This window comes from Mesorhizobium sp. AA22 (assembly GCF_001672375.2).
Lineage (GTDB): Bacteria > Pseudomonadota > Alphaproteobacteria > Rhizobiales > Rhizobiaceae > Mesorhizobium > Mesorhizobium wenxiniae.
This window is the reverse complement of the sequence record NZ_CP048406.1, coordinates 5,555,819-5,573,550: the sequence shown is the minus strand read 5'-3', so window position 1 is coordinate 5,573,550 and position 17,732 is coordinate 5,555,819. Positions and strand designations below refer to the sequence as shown.

Here is a 17,732-nt window from a genome sequence, read left to right as displayed (position 1 = left end):
GCATGAGGCTTGCCATCAGCATCGCCGAGCCACGCTCAAAGCTGTCCGTGACGGCGCTTCTGTTGCCTGAAAAGGCGCCCGAGAACGCTGCTTTCCTGCTGGCCTATCTCGAGCAGCCGCGCGTCGTTGCCGGCATCCATGCGATGTGGACAGGGCCGGAAATCTCCTGCCCGGTTCCATCAGCGGATATTGAGGGCCAAGCCTATGCCAGGCCGTTGCCGGCGGAGAATGCAACGTTGACGCCGCAGCCGGGCGACATCGTGCTATCCTACGTGCCGCCGCGCATGTGGGGCGGCAGTCCGAATGCGATATTCGACATCGGCCTGTTTTATGGCCAGGGTGCGCGTCTGCTGTTCCCGATCGGCTGGCTTGCCGGAAGCGTGGTCGCGCAGGTGCGTCCCGAGGAGCGCGACCGGTTCGCCGTCGCCTGCGGCGTGATCCGCCGCAACGGCGCTTGCGAAATCACCTTCACGCGGGTGGAGATCTGAATGGCTGAGAGCGACGACAGTTTCGAACTTTTCGACCTTCGCGTCGAGGCGGTCATCCCCGAGGGCAAGCCGATCTATTGCGGCGCCAAATCAGGCGATTACTTCGAGCTCAAGGGCGAGATGCTGTCGATGCCGGCGGGGCAGGGCTTCTCGATCTACTCCATCGCTGCTGTGTTGCCGCTTCTGGCGGCAAAACAGCGCCCGACCCACAGGAACGACTGGATGACGTCGGACGCCGAGATCGCCTGTCCCGATCCCAATTGCGCCAGCCGGCTGAGGATCGTCAGAGCGGGCAAGCGCCGGTTCAGCCATGCCGAGACCACGGCGGTGCCGCTGCCGAAGGAGAATGACCAGAGATGACCGAAAAGTCCTTCGAGCTCAGCCCCGGCTATACGATCTCGCGCGTCATTCGCGGAGGCTGGCAGCTCGCCGGCGGGCACGGCGCGATCGACCGCCAACAGGCGGTGACCGACCTGATCGCCACGTTCGACGCCGGCATCAGGACCTATGATTGCGCCGATATCTATACCGGTGTCGAGGAACTGATCGGTGCGGCGCGGCTGCGGCTTGCCAATGAGCGCGGCCTTGATGCCGCCGCCAAAATGAAGGTGCACACCAAGCTGGTCCCCGACCTCGAAAGGCTTTCCAACATCAGCCGCGACTATGTCAGAGGCATCGTCGAGCAGTCGCTGCGGCGGCTGAGGACCGAGCGGCTTGATCTGGTCCAGTTCCACTGGTGGGATTATGCGCTGCCTGGCTATGTCGATGCGATCGGCTGGCTCAACGACCTGCGTCTCGAAGGCAAGCTGCGCAATGTCGGCACCACAAATTTCGACGCGCCGCATTTGGCCGAGATCCTGGCCGCCGGCGTGCCGCTGGTCAGCCAGCAGCTGCAATATTCCGTGCTCGATCAGCGGCCCGCCAACAGCCTTGCAACACTTGCCAGCCAGAACGGCGTCAGTTTCCTCTGCTACGGTTCGGTGGCGGGCGGCTTCCTCAGCGAGAGATGGCTTGATGTCGCCGAGCCGCAGACGCCGCTCGAAAACCGGTCGCTGGTCAAATACAAGCTAATCATCGACGATTTCGGCGGCTGGGATCTTTTCCAGGAACTGCTGGGGGCATTGAAGGCGGTTGCCGACCGCCACGGCGTCGACATCGCCACCATCGCCAGCGCCTGGGTGCTGGAGCAGTCGCAAGTGGCGGCCGTCATCGTCGGCGCCCGCAACCAGGCGCACGCTCTTGCCAATGCCGGGATCATGGACGTCGCGCTCGATGTCGAGGACCGGGCGCGGATCGCCGCAGTGATCGCGCAAAGCCGCGGGCCTCTGGGTGACGTCTACACATTGGAGCGCGACCGCCACGGTCGCCATGGCTCGATCATGCACTACAATTTGAACGCGGGAAGAAAATGAGCGCGGCCATGAACGAGAAGCCCTCTCTGCTTTCACGCGCAAGCGCTGAGATCGTCGATCTGCATCGCTTCTTCGTCGACTGGTTCGACAGGGCGAGCGCCGACATGGTGGATTTCAGCCGCTTCGAACGCGTCATGGGTGACGGCTTCTGCATGGTCGCGCCGAGCGGGCAGGTCCTCGATCGTAAGGCGGTGCTCGATCATATCAAGGCAAGCCGCGCCACCTGTGACGGCGATTTCGCCATCTCGATCGAGGATATCCGGGCCGGCTGGCAGGCCGGCGACACGATCGTCATCAGCTACGTCGAGGCACAGCAGCGCGCCGGCAAGCACAGCCGTCGTCGCTCGAGCGCCGTTTTCACCACCAGTTCATCGGCGCCCAACGGCGTTGAATGGCGGCATCTGCATGAAACCTGGCTGCAGATGCCGGAAGGCTGAACAGGCTCAAGACATGAATTGAACCAGAGTCGTGTGACGAAAGGGGAACAACAATGACAAAGATGATACTTCTGATCACCACCGCGCTAGCTCTGCTGACGGCAGCAGGTGCAGCGCAAGCCGCCGATTGCAAGATCACCGTTGGCCTCGTCATGGAACTGACTGGCCCGGCCGGCGAATACGGCCAAGCCGGCGCCAAATCGGTCGAGATGGCCTTCCGCGATATCAACGCCGCCGGCGGCGTTCGCGGTTGCGATCTCGCGACCGACACGCGCGACAGCCAGAGCCAGGGCAACATTGCGGTCGACGCCGCGACCCAGCTCGTGCAGGTCAAGAAGGTGCCGGTGATCATCGGCGGCATCATCTCCTCGGTGTCGATCCCGATCCTGACCTCGGTCACCGCTCCGGCCAAGATCGTCCAGGTGTCGCCAGCTTCCTCGTCGCCGACGCTGACGGCGCTCGGGCGCGATGGCAAGACCAACGGCATCTTCTTCCGTACCATCACCTCGGATGCGCTGCAGGGCGTCGCCGCCGCCAAATATGCCATAGACAAGGGCTTCAAGAAGCTGTCGGTCATCCACGTCAACAACGACTTCGGCGTCAACATGGTGGCCGAATTCTCGCGCGCCTATAAGGCGCTCGGCGGCACCATCGTCTCCGACACGCCTTACAATGAAAAGCAGTCGAGCTATGCCTCGGAAGTGACCGCGGCGATGTCAGGCGAGCCGGACGGGCTTTATCTCGTCAGCACGCCTGTCGACGGCGCAACCATCGCCCGCACCTGGATTTCGCAAGGCGGCGTCCAGAAATTTCTGCTCAATGACGGCATGAACAGCCCGGACTTCATCGAATCCGTCGGCGCCGATTACCTGAAGGACGCCTATGGCACTTCGTCGGGCACCAGCCCGACCGCATCGACCGAATATTTCACCAAGAACTACAAGGAATTTTCCGGTATCGAACCATCGAACCCGGCAGCCGACCGGTCCTATGATGCCGGCGCCATCGTCGGGTTGGCCATAGCCATTGCCGGTTCCGAGGATCCGGCCAAGATCAAGGACGCGATCTACAAGGCGGTCGATCCGGCCGGCACGCCGATCTATGCCGGCAAGGACGAGTTCGCCAAAGCGCTCGGCCTGATCAAGGATGGCAAGCCGATCCGTTACGAAGGCGTCATCGGCCCGGTTGCATTCGACAAGTACGGCGACATCACCGGCCCGTTTCGCCTCTGGAAGATCGTCGACGGCAAGGTGACGACCGACGGCGAGATGACCACGGATGACGTCAACGCCCTGCAGGCGAAGCTTCAGTAAGGCGCCTATGTCTTGTCCGGCATCATTTCACTAGGGTTGATGCCGGACACTTGCATCGTCCCGTTTGTTGCCCGGGCATGCGCCCGGTTGGTTGGGGATGGAAACGAACACCGCTCTGGCCGCCGGCATTATCCAGGGACAGGCGTAATAATCGGCAATGCGGTTTATGACCCCGTCGATCGCTTCGATCCGAACCGGATGGGCTGGTTTCCAACCGCCTTCGCCGCGGTGGAGCACGAGCAGCACCGCTTCGCCATCGATCTCGCCAGTCACCATCTTCCAGGTCATTTGGGCGTTTTCATACTCGACAAAATAGGGCGATTCCAACAACTGGCCCTTGAAGCAATCCGCGACCCGCAATTGGGCATCGGCGCTGGTCAACGCCCGCACGCCATCCCAGTCACGGCGATTGAAAAGCTCGACATAGCGGTTGAGCAATTTTGAAAGCTCGGCATTGCGCTGGGACTCCGAACGGACGTCTGGTTCGTTTGGCAGCATCGCCAGCTTGGAGCGTCCACGGCTCAACGCCGCCTTGACGCCACCCACGGTCGAGCCGACGAGGCCGGCGATCTCTTCCAGCGAATAGTCGAATACATCCTTGAGCAGGACGCAGGCGCGTTCCTTGGGCGGGAGGTGGATCACCAGCCGTTCGATCGCGCGATCGGCGCCCTGGCCCGGCGGCTCGATCGGCAGGATGATTTCGTTTTCGACGAAATTGGCCTCCGCACGCTCGCGCGCTTGTCTGCTTCGCAGGAAATCGATGCAGCGATTATGCGCAATGCGAAACAGCCAAGTGCGAAGAGCGCTCGGATCGTCAAGCTTCTCGATCTTCCGATAGGCTTCGAACAGGGCCTCCTGCATGACGTCTTCGCCGTCGAGCGTCGAACCTGTCATGCGTGCACAGTAGCGGTGCAGCCGTCCACGCAAATGTGCGACCGTCTCCAGGAACGCGGCGTAGCGGACGTCAAAAAGCCCGGTTGGATCGATTCTTGGCTGCATCTTCATGGGTATCAATATCCAGAGACGGATCACCGTGGGATATAGGTCAGCGTGATGACGCCGTTCTTGAAACGGTGCGTGTTCACAAGCTCCAGCTTGACCAGGGACGGGTCGATATCCTGGAAAGCGCGTTTGCCATGGCCCACACGGGTGGGCACGATGGACAGCTGATACTCGTCGACAAGCTTGTTGGCGAGCAGCGTCTGGTCGAGATTGCTCACCCCATATTTCAGTATGTCCCCGCCGGCCTGCTGCTTGATCCTAGCGATTTCGGCGGCGACATCACCCTCGATCAGCGACGCGTTCCAGCTCACGTCTTTGAGGCTGCGCGATGCGACAAGCTTCTTCAGCCCGTTCATGCGATCCATATACTTGCTACCCTTGACCTGCGGCCAGCGCGCCGAAAACATTTCATAGGTCACGCGACCGAGCAGGAAAAAATCCGCCTCGCCAGCCTTTTGGTAAGAATGCTCCCTGGCTTCTTCGTCGAAGAAGGACGAAGCCCAGTCCATTGGTGCTTCGATGACGCCGTCCAGCGAAATGAAGCTGCCCACGATCAATTTTCTCATTGCACGTCTCCGGTTGCGCAGCGGGCCTTCCCGTCATGATCGAGAACCGGCGAACGAACCGGTCCCTCGATCGTGACAAGGCACCCGATAGCTAAGACGTTCCCGGTTCGATTTTGGATACGCGCGTGAAGATCGTTTGAACTAATACAGCGGCTTGGCCATGTGCCGGGGCGACGGCCATTCTGTGGTGATCCCGGGCTGCACCGGCCGCTCGAGATAGGTCGACAGAACCACGTAGCTTCGTGTCGAGGTGACGCCGGGCGTTTCGTAAAGCCGGGACAGCAGGCCTTCGAGCGCCCGAGTGTCCTCGGTGCGGACCTTGATCAGCATGCATGTGTCGCCGGCCACCGAATGAATCTCCTCGACTTCGGGGTGCTCGGAAATCGCCATCAGTTCGGGGGTCTTTCCCCAACCCTTGGTGTCGATGTGCACGAAAGCGAGCAACGGCTTGCGCACCGCCTTGGGATCGATGATCGCCGCGGTGTTGCGGATGGCGCCGCTGCGCCGAAGCCGCTTCACCCGTTCATGCGCTGCCGGCGGCGACAGGCCGACGCGATCACCGAGCTCGGCATAGCTGATCGTGGCGTCATCGACCAGAACGCCTAATATCTTTCGGTCGGTTGCGTCAACATCGCGGGCAGCTGGCCGGTTCTGCGGAACGCCATCTGTTTCTTCATCCATAATGAAGTTCCTTATTGATACAGAATTTAATACGGCCATTATGGCCATATGACGAACAGTGATCAAGTCGAAACTTTGACGGCAAGGCCGCCTATCCCGGCGCTCGCTTATCTGCTGACCGGATGCATAGCCGTGATCGGCTCCAACTCGCTGGTCCTCGGTCCGATAGCACCGGCAGTGGCCGCGTCGTTTACGACGAGCGTGCCGGCCGTCATGATCGCGTCCGCTGCGTTCGGTCTTGGCACGTCGGCAAGCGCCTTGTTCCTGGCCCGCTATATCGATCGGCTCGGCGCCCGTCGCATGCTGCAAGGGGCGTTGCTGCTGCTGGCGATAGCACTTGTCTCCAGCGCTGCCGCGCCGACGGTAACGACGCTGGTTGCGGCCCAGCTTCTCGCCGGCATCGCTGCCGGTGTCGCCATGCCGGCAATCTATGCCAGCTCGGCCGCGATTGCGCCGCCTGGCCGCGAAAGCGGGACGATCGGCGTCGTGCTGACCGGATGGACCCTCAGCATGGTGGCCGGCGTCTCATTATCGGCGGTGCTTGCCGACCTCGTGCATTGGCGCGCTGTTTTTGCGGCGGTAGCGGTCCTTGCGGCGCTCGCATTGACCGGTCTTACGCTGACGTCGCTGAGCGATGTCAGGAAAAGCGGCCCGGCGCCGACGCCGCTCGGCGCTTTGGCCGTGCCCGGCATAGTGCCGCTTCTGGTCGCCTGCGGCGCCTTCATGACCGCCTTCTACGGTGTCTACGGCTATCTCGGCGATCATCTTCACAATGGCTTGGGACGGCCGGTCAGCGCCAACGGCTTGGCTGCGCTCGCCTATGGCGCCGGCTTCGGCATGGCGGCGCTTCTCGACGGCGTGATCGATCGCCTTGGCGCGCGACGCGTCATGCCGTTCGCCTATCTTCTCGTTGCGGTCGTCTATGTCGCGCTTGCCGCGGCAAGCGGCAGCTTCGGGCTGACCATCGCGATGGTGGCGGCCTGGGGTCTTGCCAATCATTTTGGACTGAACGTCCTGGTGATGCGCCTCTCGGCGCTCGATCCGGCGCGGCGCGGCACGATCATGGGTCTGAACAGCGCCATGACCTATCTCGCGGTGTTTGTCGGAACCACCGCCTTCGGACCGCTTTATTCCAGCTTTGGTTTTGCGGCATCGGCCATGGTCGCAGCGTTGCTCATGCTGGTCGCGGCCTCAGCGGCGGTGTGGCGTTCGCCGCGGTCCGTGCAGTCGCGGAGCCACGCGGTTGATCGAGACGTTCAATCCCCAGGCGGTCAAGGTCTATGAGCGTCGGGGTTATCGGCCTTTCGGCGTGCTTCCCGATCTTCCCGTCGGCCGCAGCCGCGTCTCCCTGTAGAAGAATTGTCGGCTTGATTAGCCGGCGAGGCGTCCGCCGCGCATCGGCTGTGGCACACCAGTGGTGGTCGGGAAGCTGATCGGCAGGCCTTTGAGCACGCGAACCGCAAGGAAGGCAAAGCATTCCGCCTCCACCGCGTCACCCTTCCAGCCGAGTGCCTCCGCCGGCACGGCTTCGACACCGGCACGGCTGGCGAGCATGGCCATGATCGTCGGGTTGTGGCGGCCGCCACCGCTGACCACCAGCCGCTTCGGCCGGTGCGGCAGGAGGTCGAGCGCTTTGCCGACGGCGGCGGCGGTGAAGGCCGTCAGCAGTGCAGCGCCATCCTCAGCGCTCATCCCATCCGCCATGGCTGCGCCGAAGTCGAACCGGTCCAGCGACTTTGGATAGGGCTTGGCCAGATAGGGATGCTGCAAGAGCGTGGCCAGCCGCGCTTCGTCGACAGTGCCGGCGCGGGCCAGCGCGCCGTCGCGGTCCATTTCGCCGAGCCCTTTGGACTTGATGAAATCGTTCAACGGCGCATTGGCCGGTCCGGTGTCGAAAGCGACGACATCGTCCTTGCCGTCCCACCAGGTGATGTTGGCGACGCCGCCGAGATTGAGCACGGCCGTGTCGCCGCTGGTATCGGTATCGCGCAGCAGCGCGGCATGATAGGCAGCGGACAGCGGCGCGCCTTGCCCGCCGGCGCGCATGTCGGCCGAACGGAAATCATAGGCGACCTTGGTTTCCAGAATAGAATGCATCAACTCGCCATTGCCGAGCTGGCGGGTCTGGCCGAGCCGGCCGGGTTGCGGGGCGCGATGCAGCACGGTCTGGCCATGGAAGCCGACGACGCCGATATCGGCCATCGTCAGCCCGTAGCTTTCGACCAGGTCCTTGACGGCCGCCGACTGGGCGCGCGTCAGCGCTTCCTCGGCTTCGCGAAAGATCGCCGGCTCCGGCCCGGTGAAATTCCAGGTCCTGGCCTGGCGCAGCGTCTCCTCCAGCAGGATCCGGATCGACCTGGGGTAGGGCGCCAGCGTGTAGGTGCCGAAATCCGCGATCCGCTCGCCGTCGGTCTTGATCAGCGCAACATCGATATTGCCGTCCAGCACGGTGCCGGTCATCAGGCCGACGGCCCAGATTGGTTCCCCACTTTTCGCAATCATCACTTGTTAGGCTCCGTTGACGAGATCGCCGACCGATTGGCGAATCTCGATAATCCCGCTGTTGACGTGTCGGATGGATCCGGTTGGTGAGCAAGGTCGATGCCTTGCCTTTGTCGAAGTCGATCCGTCCTGTATACCAGTATCGCGGTATCCAGGCGGCTTCACAGCGTCTTTTCGCCTATCGCCTTTCGCAGAAACCCGCCCGCATTGTCGAGGGCTTGCCGCGCCTCTTTGACGCTCATGCCGGTGATTGTCACCAGGATCGCAAGCTTCACGTCTTTGCCGGTCTGGTCGAGCGCCTGTCGTGCCTCCTGCGCTGTGCAGCCGGTGGTCTGCATCACGATCCCAACCGCCCTGGCGACGAGTTTCTTGTTGCTGGGATTAAGGTCGACCATCAGGTTCTGATAGCTCTTGCCGATCCGAATCATGCTGGCTGTCGTCAGCATGTTGAGAACCAGCTTTTGCGCGGTTCCCGACTTCAGCCGGGTCGAGCCGGCGAGAACCTCGGGGCCGACAAAAGGAGAGATGGCAATGTCGGCAATGCCGGCAATGGTCGATCTGGGATTGCAGGAGAGCGCCACGGTCGTCGCTCCCACCTGCTTTGCGTAGGTCAAACCGCCGATCACATAAGGCGTGCGGCCGCTGACCGCGATGCCGACCACCACATCGTCGGCGGTCAACTTGATGTCCTGCAGTGCCTTCATGCCTTGTTGCGGATCATCCTCGGCGCCTTCCGCAGCCCGCATCAGCGCTTTGGGGCCGCCCGCGATCAGGCCGAGCACCATGTCCTCGGGCACACCGAATGTCGGTGGACACTCCGAGGCGTCGAGAACTCCCAACCGGCCGCTCGTGCCGGCGCCGATGTAGATAAGCCGCGCGCCTTTTTGAAACGCACTAACGATCCGGTCTACCGCGGCAGCAATTTCCGGAATGACTTTCTCGACAGCGGCCGGAACGCCGCTGTCCTCGTCATTGATCTTGCGCAGGATCTCGATGGTCGGCAGCAGGTCGATATCCATCGTCCTCGGGTTCCGCTCCTCGGAAACCAACCGTTCCAGCTCCGACATCAACTCCTGTTCGCTCATCCGCTTGCTTTCAAAGTTCCTGCCGTCGGCAATAAGTAATGTGATGCGGCGCCAAGCGTCGACCAGTACCAGCAATTGACGGACCTCGCTTTAAACAAATGTTGACAACATCATCTGTTGTTGATCAAAGTCCAGCCATGAATTGCGCGGGGCCGGGTGAGACGATGGACGACCTTGGAGCACAGGAACAGGCAGTGCTGGATCTCATCGCGGCGAACCCTTTCGCCGGCCAGCAGGACATTGCGAGCGCGCTTGGCATTGCCCGTTCGACCGTCGCGGCCCACATCGTGCAGCTCGTCAACAAGGGCTACATTCTTGGTCGCGGCTATGTGTTGCCGGCCTCCAAGCGCATGATCTGCATCGGCGGCGCCGTCCTGGACCGCAAGTACCACGCCAAGAAGGATCTGATCTTCGGGACGTCGAATCCGGTCGACGGCTATCGCAGCTTCGGCGGCGTCGCCCGCAACGTCGCCGAGAACCTTGTCCGCCTCGGCGTCGACATAAGCTTCGTCTCGATTATCGGCGACGACGAGACCGGCCGCTCGCTGGTACGGCATCTGCGCGACCTCGGCGCCGATGTCAGCCAGGTGATCACCACCACCGAGCGGCCGACGGCGGAATATGCGGCCATCCTCGATCTCAACAACGATCTCGTCCTCGGCATCGCCGACATGGAGATTTTCGATCTGTTTTCGCCGTCCTATCTCGACCGTTTCTGGCCGCATCTTGCTTCGGCGACATGGGTGTTCATCGACTGCAACCTGCCGGCCGCAACGATCGCCGCGCTGATGTCGCGCAAGCAGGGCGCGCGCTTCAAGCTCGCCGTCGACACGGTGTCGTCGCCGAAATCGGCGCGCCTGCCGAAGGACCTGACCGGCATCGACCTCTTGTTCACCAACCACGACGAGGCCAACATGATGCTTGGCGTCATCGATGCCGACAAGCGGCTGAAGCCGAAGGAGGCTGCGGCCGCTTTGCGCGACGCTGGCGCCAGCGAAGTTATCGTGACAATGGGCGCGCATGGATTTGCGGTGGCGACCGAAAATGGTGTGTCGACGATGCGCTCCGTCCCGGCCCGCGCCGTCGATATCACTGGCGCCGGCGACGCGATGATTGCCGGCACCTTGTACAAGGTGCTTTCGGGAGATTCCGTGCCCGACGCGGCCCGCACCGGGGCGCTGCTCGCCACGCTGACCACCGAGAGCGAATCCAGCGTTCATCCCGATCTGTCGCCGCGCTTCCTCACCGCCGGCATGGACCGCATTCCCGCCTGAACGCGAGCCAACCCTGAAAGCGAAATGACGATGAAACCTTCCCTTCTCCACCTGAATGACGAAGTCGCCGTAGCACTCCGGGAAGGCCGCGCGGTGGTGGCGCTGGAATCGACGATCATCACCCATGGCATGCCCTATCCGGCCAATCTGGAGACCGCGCGCGGCGTCGAAACCGTGGTGCGCGAGAACGGTGCTGTGCCCGCCACGATCGCGGTGGTCGCCGGCAAGATCAAGGTCGGGCTCGATGACACTGAGCTGGAAAAGCTGGCGGCGGCGAAGGAGATGGTCAAGGCCTCCGGGCGCGACCTCGCCGCCATCATGGTGGGCGGCGGCTCGGCCGGAACCACGGTTTCGGCGACGATGCGGATCGCCGCACTCGCCGGCATCGGCATTTTCGCGACCGGCGGTGTCGGCGGCGTGCATCGTGGCGCCGAGGCCACTTTCGATATCTCGGCCGACCTGACCGAACTCGGCCAGACCGGCACGACCGTCGTCTGCGCCGGCGTGAAATCGATCCTCGACATTGCAAAAACGCTGGAATATTTGGAGACCCAGCGCGTGCCGGTGATTGCCTGTCAGAGCGACGATTTTCCGGCCTTCTATACGCGCTCCAGCGGACTGAAAGCCGATCACCGCCTCGATACGCCCGAGGACATTGCGAGGGCTATGCTGCTGCACGAGCAGATCGGCTCGGGCACCGGCATTCTCGTCGCCAATCCAATTCCGGAAGTGGATGCGCTCGATCCGGCCTTCATCGACGGCACGATCACGGCAGCGGTGGCAGAGGCCGAGAAACGCGGCATCGGGCGCAAGGAACTGACGCCGTTCCTGCTCGCCCGCATCAACGAGCTTTCGCAGGGTCGCAGCCTGAAGGCCAATATCGCGCTGGTCCGCAACAACGCCGCGCTTGCCGCCCGTATTGCGGTGGCGCATGCGCGGTTGAAGCGCATGGCCAAATAGGCTCAGCACCCCGGCCGGCGCTCCCGGCCTTCGATTTCAGGCAGGCCCGAGATCGAAAACCCGCCCGGCATTGAGGATATTGTTCGGATCGAAAGCCGCTTTCAAGCGCCGCATGGCCGCGATCTCGGCATCGCTGCGCACAAGGTGCAACCATTCCTTCTTGTCGAGGCCGATGCCATGCTCGGCCGAGACGCCGCCGCCGGCCGCAGCCACGCTGCGATAGACGATGTCGTATGCCGCCGCCGGATCCACCGTGCGGACCTGATAGTGCAGATTGCCATCGCCGAGATGGCCGAAGACGTAGATGTCGGCGTTGCGGTCAACGGCCTGGACCGCAGCTTCCGTTTCCCGCAGGAAAGTGCCCATCCTCGCCAGCGGGATGCTGACATCAACGCCGACCAGGCCTTTTATCGAAAACAGGAAGCGATTGGCGTCCTCTCGCACCGCCCACAGCGCGCGGAATTCGCGCGGCGACTGCGAGACCACCACGTCGTCGATCACGCTGTCCTCGACCGCCTGCATCAGCACAGCGGCAAAACGTTCGCCGTCGCGGTCGGGCTCGCTGCCCTGTATCTCGGCGAGCACATAGACGGGCGAGCCGACGGGCAGCGGCACCGGCGCATCCATGCCGGCGACCATGGCGCCATAGAGCGGCGCGAAATTCACTTCATAGGCGGAGAGCAGGGGTCCGAGCTTCTGCCTGAGCAGCGCAAGCAGCGCGATCGCCGCGTCGAGCGACGCAAGCGCGCAGAAGGCGTTGACCTCGGTGGCCGGCTTCGGGTGCAGCCGCAGGCAGGCGCGCGTGACGACGCCCAGCGTGCCTTCGCTGCCAATGAAGAGCTGGTTGAGATCATAGCCGGAATTGTCCTTGGACAAGCCCTTGAGCGACGTCAGGATGCTGCCATCGGCAAGTACCGCTTCCAGGCCGAGCACCTGCGCGCGGTACATGCCGTAGCGCAGCACCCGGATACCGCCGGCATTGGTGGCGACATTGCCGCCGACCGTGGCCGTGCCGCGCGCGCCGATGTCGATGCCGAACAGCAAGCCGGCCGTATCGGCCGCGTCCTGCACCATCTGTAGTGGTGCGCCGGCCTCGGCGACGATCGTCGCCGCCTCGCGGTTGGGCGGCTCGATCGCCGTCATGCGCTCCAGCGACAGCACCGCTTCGCCGGGCTGGATGCGAACCGCACCGGCAAGCCCGGTTCGGCCACCCTGGACGACAAGCCTTTGCCCCGCCTCGTTGCACAGGCGCAGTATGTCCGACACCTCGCTGGCCGTGCGCGGACGCAGCACGAACTCCGGCCGTGCGCCGGCTTTGCCGTCGGGGTCTTCCTGGTAGCGTGGTCCGGCATCGTTGGCCGAGACGATCGCTGATCTGTCCAGCCGTTTTTCCAGCCGCGACAGGAGCTCGGCAACCTTCTCTGACATGGGGCTCACTCGTCCGCCCTAGGCGCCTCGGCGTCGGCGCGAATGAGCTTGATATCGGCTCCCGCCGCCCAGGAACCGATATCTTCCCGGCGCAATGCCGCCGCCATCATGTCCGGAAACAGATCTGGCGTGCAGGCGAAGACCGGAATGCCAAGTGCGGCAACCGAACCTGCCATGGCCGGGTCATAGCCGGGCCGGCCTTGGTCGGTCAGTGCCAAAAGCACGACGACATTGACGCCGGATCGAACCAGCGCCGCCAGCCGCCGCAGCAACTCCTGGCCATTGCCGCCTTCATAGAGGTCGGTGATCAGCACCAGATGCGACTTGGTTGGCCGCTCGATACGGTCGGCGCAGTAGGCGACGGCCTGGTTGATATCGGTGCCGCCGCCAAGCTGCACGCCGAACAGCACTTCGACGGGATCGCTGAGTTCCTCGGTAAGGTCGACGATGGCCGTGTCGAAGCAAACGAGCTTGGTGCGCACAACGGGCAGCGAGGCCATAACCGCTGCGAAGATCGAGGCGTAGATCACCGAGCTTGCCATCGAGCCGGACTGGTCGACGCAGAGAACGACTTCGTCGAGATCGACCAGCCGGCGCTGCTTGCGCATGAAACCAACGAGCTTCTCCGGCACGATAGTCTTATGCTCGGGCTGGTAGTGGCGAAGGTTCGCCGAGATGGTGCGCTGCCAGTCGATATCGCGTGCACGCGGGCGGTTGGTGCGCCTCGATCGGTCGAGTGCGCCGCGTATCGCCTCGGCGGTCTTCTGCTCCAGCTTCTGCATCAGCTTGACGACGATGTCGGCGATGATCGTGCGGGCGATGTCCTTGGTCTTGGCCGGCATGACCGAGCGGAGCGAAATCAGGTCGGCGACCAGGTTGACGTCGGCCTCGATCGCCTTGAGGAACTCCGGCTCCATCAGCATCTGCTTCAGGTCCAGCCGTTCGAAAGCGTCCTTCTGGACAATCTGAACGACCTGCGCGGGAAAGAACGACCTGATATCGCCCATCCATAGCGCAACGCGCGGTGCCGAACGGCCAAGCCCGCCACGCCGCTTGCGCGGGTCACTGGCCGCCGCGCTGGCACCATCGCCGTAGAGAGCATCGAGTGCCGCCGAAAGTCGTTTGTCGTCGCTGGAAAGTGCCGCCGACGCCTCGTCATCGGCGCCGATCGCCAGGCGCCAGCGGCGCTCCCCTCCGGCATCTGCAGTGAGTGGGCCGGGCCCGTTCATTTCGCCCTCGTCATCCATTGCCGTTTCCTCCCGTGAGCAATGGTCCAAGCCGTTCCAGGTGTCGGCGCCATGCCTCGCCGCCATCCGGCATCGGCGTCAGGCCAGCCGGCAAGCGCGCGGCGCGGCCGAGAACCGCTTCGATCAGCCGCCGGCGCTCCATGCTGTCCAGATTGGAAAAGACGCGGCGCAGCAACGGCAGGTGCGCGATGAAAGCATCTTCGTCGAGAGATTTGAGCCAGGAATCGACCGCGCCGCGCAGACCTTCGTCATAGATCAGCCGTTGACCGGCTGTGCTGAAGAAGCCCTCGAAGAACCCTGCCGCCTCGGCGACCGGTGTGCCCGGCGACAGGCGTCGCCCGAGCAGCCCGGCCGCGGCTTCGGCGGACAGGCGGCCGGCCTCATAGAGCAGGTGCGCGGCGCATCCGGCCAGCAGCGCCGTCGCTCGCGACCCCTCCAGCACGGCAGCCAGCCCGTTGCGCCATCCGTTCAGCACGTCTTCCCCGGGCTCGACCAGCCTGATCGCCTCGTCGGCCTTGCGCATCGTGCTAGCCAGCGTCGCGGCGGCCTGCTCATCCAGGTCGCGTGCCGCATAGGGAAGCGCGATCGCACCTTCGACGATCAGCCGCTCCATCAGGCCGGAAAGCCGGTTCGTCTCCGTCTCGCGGGCCTCGCCGTAGCGGATGATGTCGGCGAGCGGCGGCATCGAGGCCAGAATCTCCAGGCATTCACTGCTGCGCGCCGCGCGCGCCTCCAGGGCCCCGAGACCGGCCGTCGATGCTTCCGACAGGCCTGCCGTGATGGCGCCCTGGACCAGTACCGCAAGAGTATCGAGGGTTGCTGCGGCTTCGATCATCTGGATCAGGCGGCCGTTGGCAGCCTTTTCGATGGTCGGCCCGTAGATCAGGTTCTCCACCAGGCGAACGGCATATTCCGGCTCCCAGGCCAGGGTCCATCGCTCGCGGAAGGTGCCACGGCTACGACCGGCGTCGGTCAACTTGCCCCAATGCACACCAAGCACGTTCAGCCGATGCAGCAATGTCGAACGAAACAGCCCGCTGTCGCTTCGCAGGTCGACGGATAGTTCCCGCTCCAACGCTTCAGGTTTCAGCCGCGCCGCCTTCTGGTTGCGCTGCAGATCCTCGATCAACGGCGCCAACGGCGTGTCGGGTGGAATTTCGCCGACGTCCGCACCTAGAAGCAGCTCTGCCTCGACCAGGGCCCACAGCAACGCTTCGCCATTGAACAGGGCCGCAATTGCGGCGTCGCGCAATTCCTCAAACCCGGGTTTCGGCCGCTCGCGAATCGCGGCGAGCGTGCGGGCGAGCCGCTCCGCTTCGATCAGCGAAGCGGTCGAGACCAGGTGACCCTTCACGCGCAACACCGCTGCAATCATTGCAAGCCACAAGGTTGCTGCATCGCGCCGGCCGCGCGTGCGCCAGAGATGCTTGCACCAGCCGGGTGCGACGACGCCCGCGCCATAGCCGTAGCCCAGCGCCAGACGCGGTCCCGTCCACGGCGCCCATGTCATCGTGCTCTTGCGCCTTGCGATCCCCTTGAGCAGGGCTTGATCGTTTTTCTGCGGGTGTGTCGCCTGCAGTGCCGGCACATGCCACGCCCCGCAGACGACAGCGATGGGTCCGTCGAATTCCTTGCGCGCCGCAGCGATTTCGAGCCGCATATGCGCTTCGCGCTGGGCCTCGAACTCAGCGATCGAGCCTTCACCATCCCTCAGCGTCATCATCGCGTCGGAGATCGCCGCGAATATCGGGCCTGGTTCCGGATTCTGCTCGATGATGTCCGACCACCAGCTTTCGCCATCCTCATAGCCGGCGGCGCGGGCCAGCGTGCCTATCGGGTCACGCCGATGCGAAGCCACATCATCATGCTCGCTTGCTTCCTTCGCTTCGCCGACATCGGCTTCTTCTGTGCTGTCGGCCGTCGCTTCCGAGAAGCGCGCCGACGACGGCAGGTCGATGAAGCGCAACGCCGCCTTGTTGTTCACGGCCCAAAGCACCGCCTGATATTCCGGCGAGAACTCGGCGAACGGCCAAAAACTTGTCGAAGCCGGATCCTCCTCCGGATAGCAAAGCAGTGCTACCGGCGGCTGCATTTCCGGGCGGGCCAGCAACGGCAGCAGCGCGGAGGCATCGATCGGACCCTCGATCAGCACGGCGACAGGCTGCAAATCCTGCAATGCCTGCACAAGGCTGTCGGCGGAACCCGGCCCGTGATGGCGTATGCCGAAATAGGCGACGTCGCTGTGCCCCATGACGCGTCAGATCGCTGCGTTCAAGGCCGCATAGTAGCCGGCATAGTCAGGCCGCTTCTTGAGCACCGTTTCCAGATATTCCTCAAGCACTGCCTTGTCCTGTACCGGGTCTTTCACGATCGCGCCGACCAGGCTGGCGGCGAGACCTTCGGCGCCGAGCTTGCCGCTGTCGAACCACGCCGCCTGGCTCAGCCCGCCAACCATCGTCGCGATCGCCTCGGCGGTCGACAGCGAGCCCGAGGGCGTCTTCAGCGTCACCTTGCCGTCGGCGGTCGCACCGGACCGCAATTCACGGAAGATGGTCAATACCCGGGCTATCTCTTCGCCGACATTTTTCGGCACCGGCAGGTCGAGCCCGCCGGCCATCTCATCGACCCGCTTGGAGACGATCGCCACCTCTTCAGCCATGTCTTCCGGCAATGGCAGCACCACGACGTTGAAGCGACGCTTGAGCGCCGAGGAGAGTTCATTCACACCCTTGTCCCGATTGTTTGCCGTGGCAATGATGTTGAAGCCGCGCTGGGCATAGATCGATGTGTTCAATTCCGGGATCGGCATCATCTTTTCGGAAAGTACGGTGATCAGCGTGTCCTGCACATCCGAGCCCATGCGCGTCAGTTCCTCGAGCCGGCAGAGCTTGCCGGTCTGCATGGCGCGGTAGAGCGGCGTCGGCACCAAGGCTTCCTGGCTCGGGCCCTTTGCCAGAAGTTGCGCATAGTTCCAGCCATAGCGGATCTGGTTCTCGTCGGTGCCGGCCGTGCACTGCACGATCAGCGTCGAGTCGCCCATGATGGCGGCGGCGAGATGTTCCGACACCCAGGACTTGGCCGTTCCGGGAACGCCGAGTAGCAACAATGCGCGGTCGGTGGCGAGCGTTGCCACCGCGGTCTCCATCAGTCGGCGGCGACCGACATATTTTGGCGTTACCGGCGTGCCGTCACCGGCCCTCCCGCCCAGCAGATAAGTCAGCACAGCCTGTGGCGAGAGGCTCCAGCCGGCAGGCTTTTGCCTGTCGTCACTGCGCGCCAGCGCCTGCAATTCAGAGGCATAGGCCTGCTCGACCGGGAGACGGATGGCAGCGTTCAT

17 protein-coding genes and 2 pseudogenes are annotated in these 17,732 nt (G+C 63.5%); 9 read left to right on the top strand and 10 right to left on the bottom strand.

The genetic code is table 11. The annotated features are described in order from the left end of the window. Positions 1-2: 2 nt before the first annotated feature. The 5 genes from A9K68_RS26585 to A9K68_RS26565 are packed head-to-tail and all read left to right on the top strand — an operon-like array spanning position 3 to position 3,650. The gene (locus A9K68_RS26585) at positions 3-488 is read left to right on the top strand and encodes a DUF3830 family protein (RefSeq protein WP_065008386.1); all 486 of its coding nucleotides are present in this window, start codon (positions 3-5) and stop codon (positions 486-488) included. Further along, the gene (locus A9K68_RS26580; RefSeq protein ID WP_065008385.1) at positions 489-848 is read left to right on the top strand and encodes a TIGR04076 family protein; all 360 of its coding nucleotides are present in this window, start codon (positions 489-491) and stop codon (positions 846-848) included. Beyond that, positions 845-1,900 carry an aldo/keto reductase gene (locus A9K68_RS26575; protein WP_065008384.1) on the top strand — a complete coding sequence of 352 codons (1,056 nt, stop codon included), beginning with the start codon at positions 845-847 and terminating at the stop codon, positions 1,898-1,900. The genes A9K68_RS26580 and A9K68_RS26575 overlap by 4 nt, the downstream gene beginning before the upstream one ends. Before the next feature lie 8 nt (positions 1,901-1,908). Then, positions 1,909-2,337, top strand: a complete 429-nt coding sequence (locus A9K68_RS26570; RefSeq protein ID WP_065008420.1) for a DUF4440 domain-containing protein — start codon at positions 1,909-1,911, stop codon at positions 2,335-2,337. A 53-nt stretch (positions 2,338-2,390) separates the two neighbouring features. Continuing rightward, positions 2,391-3,650: an ABC transporter substrate-binding protein gene (locus A9K68_RS26565; protein ID WP_065008383.1), complete on the top strand. Its 1,260-nt coding sequence runs from the start codon at positions 2,391-2,393 to the stop codon at positions 3,648-3,650. 30 nt (positions 3,651-3,680) lie between these two features. Here A9K68_RS26565 and A9K68_RS26560 read toward each other — a convergent pair whose 3' ends face one another. The 3 genes from A9K68_RS26560 to A9K68_RS26550 form a co-directional block, all read right to left on the bottom strand. After that, positions 3,681-4,655: a sigma-70 family RNA polymerase sigma factor gene (locus A9K68_RS26560; RefSeq protein WP_082982383.1), complete on the bottom strand. Its 975-nt coding sequence runs from the start codon at positions 4,653-4,655 to the stop codon at positions 3,681-3,683. Between the two features lie 23 nt (positions 4,656-4,678). Beyond that, complete coding sequence (locus A9K68_RS26555) at positions 4,679-5,218, bottom strand: dihydrofolate reductase family protein (RefSeq protein WP_065008382.1); 540 nt, start codon at positions 5,216-5,218, stop codon at positions 4,679-4,681. A 141-nt stretch (positions 5,219-5,359) separates the two neighbouring features. Then, complete coding sequence (locus tag A9K68_RS26550) at positions 5,360-5,899, bottom strand: Lrp/AsnC family transcriptional regulator (protein WP_065008381.1); 540 nt, start codon at positions 5,897-5,899, stop codon at positions 5,360-5,362. A gap of 48 nt (positions 5,900-5,947) precedes the next feature. Between A9K68_RS26550 and A9K68_RS26545 the strand changes: the two genes are divergently transcribed. Next, the gene (locus tag A9K68_RS26545) at positions 5,948-7,183 is read left to right on the top strand and encodes an MFS transporter (RefSeq protein ID WP_065008380.1); all 1,236 of its coding nucleotides are present in this window, start codon (positions 5,948-5,950) and stop codon (positions 7,181-7,183) included. Continuing rightward, positions 7,146-7,253 (top strand): annotated as a pseudogene (locus A9K68_RS31920) (GNAT family N-acetyltransferase); the annotation flags it as partial. The gene A9K68_RS26545 and the pseudogene A9K68_RS31920, both read left to right, overlap by 38 nt. Positions 7,254-7,270: 17 nt before the next feature. Here the strand turns inward: A9K68_RS31920 and A9K68_RS26535 are convergent. The 3 genes and pseudogenes from A9K68_RS26535 to murQ all read right to left on the bottom strand — a co-directional run bounded on the left by A9K68_RS26535 (position 7,271) and on the right by murQ (position 9,486). Next, on the bottom strand, positions 7,271-8,401 hold the full coding sequence (locus tag A9K68_RS26535) for an anhydro-N-acetylmuramic acid kinase (protein ID WP_065008379.1): 1,131 nt from the start codon (positions 8,399-8,401) through the stop codon (positions 7,271-7,273). Between the two features lie 6 nt (positions 8,402-8,407). Then, a pseudogene (locus A9K68_RS31915) lies at positions 8,408-8,525 on the bottom strand (esterase); the annotation flags it as partial. A 37-nt stretch (positions 8,526-8,562) separates the two neighbouring features. Further along, a complete protein-coding gene (murQ, locus tag A9K68_RS26530; RefSeq protein ID WP_065008419.1) occupies positions 8,563-9,486 on the bottom strand; it encodes an N-acetylmuramic acid 6-phosphate etherase in 924 nt (307 codons plus the stop codon). Between the two features lie 164 nt (positions 9,487-9,650). Between murQ and A9K68_RS26525 the strand changes: the two genes are divergently transcribed. Beyond that, positions 9,651-10,760: a carbohydrate kinase gene (locus A9K68_RS26525; RefSeq protein ID WP_065008378.1), complete on the top strand. Its 1,110-nt coding sequence runs from the start codon at positions 9,651-9,653 to the stop codon at positions 10,758-10,760. A 30-nt stretch (positions 10,761-10,790) separates the two neighbouring features. Next, positions 10,791-11,720 (top strand): pseudouridine-5'-phosphate glycosidase, encoded by a 930-nt coding sequence (locus A9K68_RS26520; RefSeq protein WP_082982386.1) that lies wholly within the window; start codon positions 10,791-10,793, stop codon positions 11,718-11,720. 36 nt (positions 11,721-11,756) lie between these two features. Here the strand turns inward: A9K68_RS26520 and A9K68_RS26515 are convergent, their stop codons facing one another. Genes A9K68_RS26515 through A9K68_RS26500 form a run of 4 tightly spaced genes read right to left on the bottom strand, consistent with a single transcriptional unit; the run spans position 11,757 to position 17,732 of the window. Continuing rightward, positions 11,757-13,148, bottom strand: a complete 1,392-nt coding sequence (locus tag A9K68_RS26515; protein WP_065008418.1) for an FAD-binding oxidoreductase — start codon at positions 13,146-13,148, stop codon at positions 11,757-11,759. Positions 13,149-13,153: 5 nt separating this feature from the next. Continuing rightward, positions 13,154-14,395 (bottom strand): VWA domain-containing protein, encoded by a 1,242-nt coding sequence (locus A9K68_RS26510; RefSeq protein ID WP_065008376.1) that lies wholly within the window; start codon positions 14,393-14,395, stop codon positions 13,154-13,156. Next, positions 14,388-16,646, bottom strand: a complete 2,259-nt coding sequence (locus tag A9K68_RS26505; RefSeq protein ID WP_065008375.1) for a DUF5682 family protein — start codon at positions 16,644-16,646, stop codon at positions 14,388-14,390. The genes A9K68_RS26510 and A9K68_RS26505 overlap by 8 nt, the downstream gene beginning before the upstream one ends. A 6-nt stretch (positions 16,647-16,652) precedes the next feature. Next, positions 16,653-17,732, bottom strand: a complete 1,080-nt coding sequence (locus A9K68_RS26500) for an AAA family ATPase (protein ID WP_065008374.1) — start codon at positions 17,730-17,732, stop codon at positions 16,653-16,655.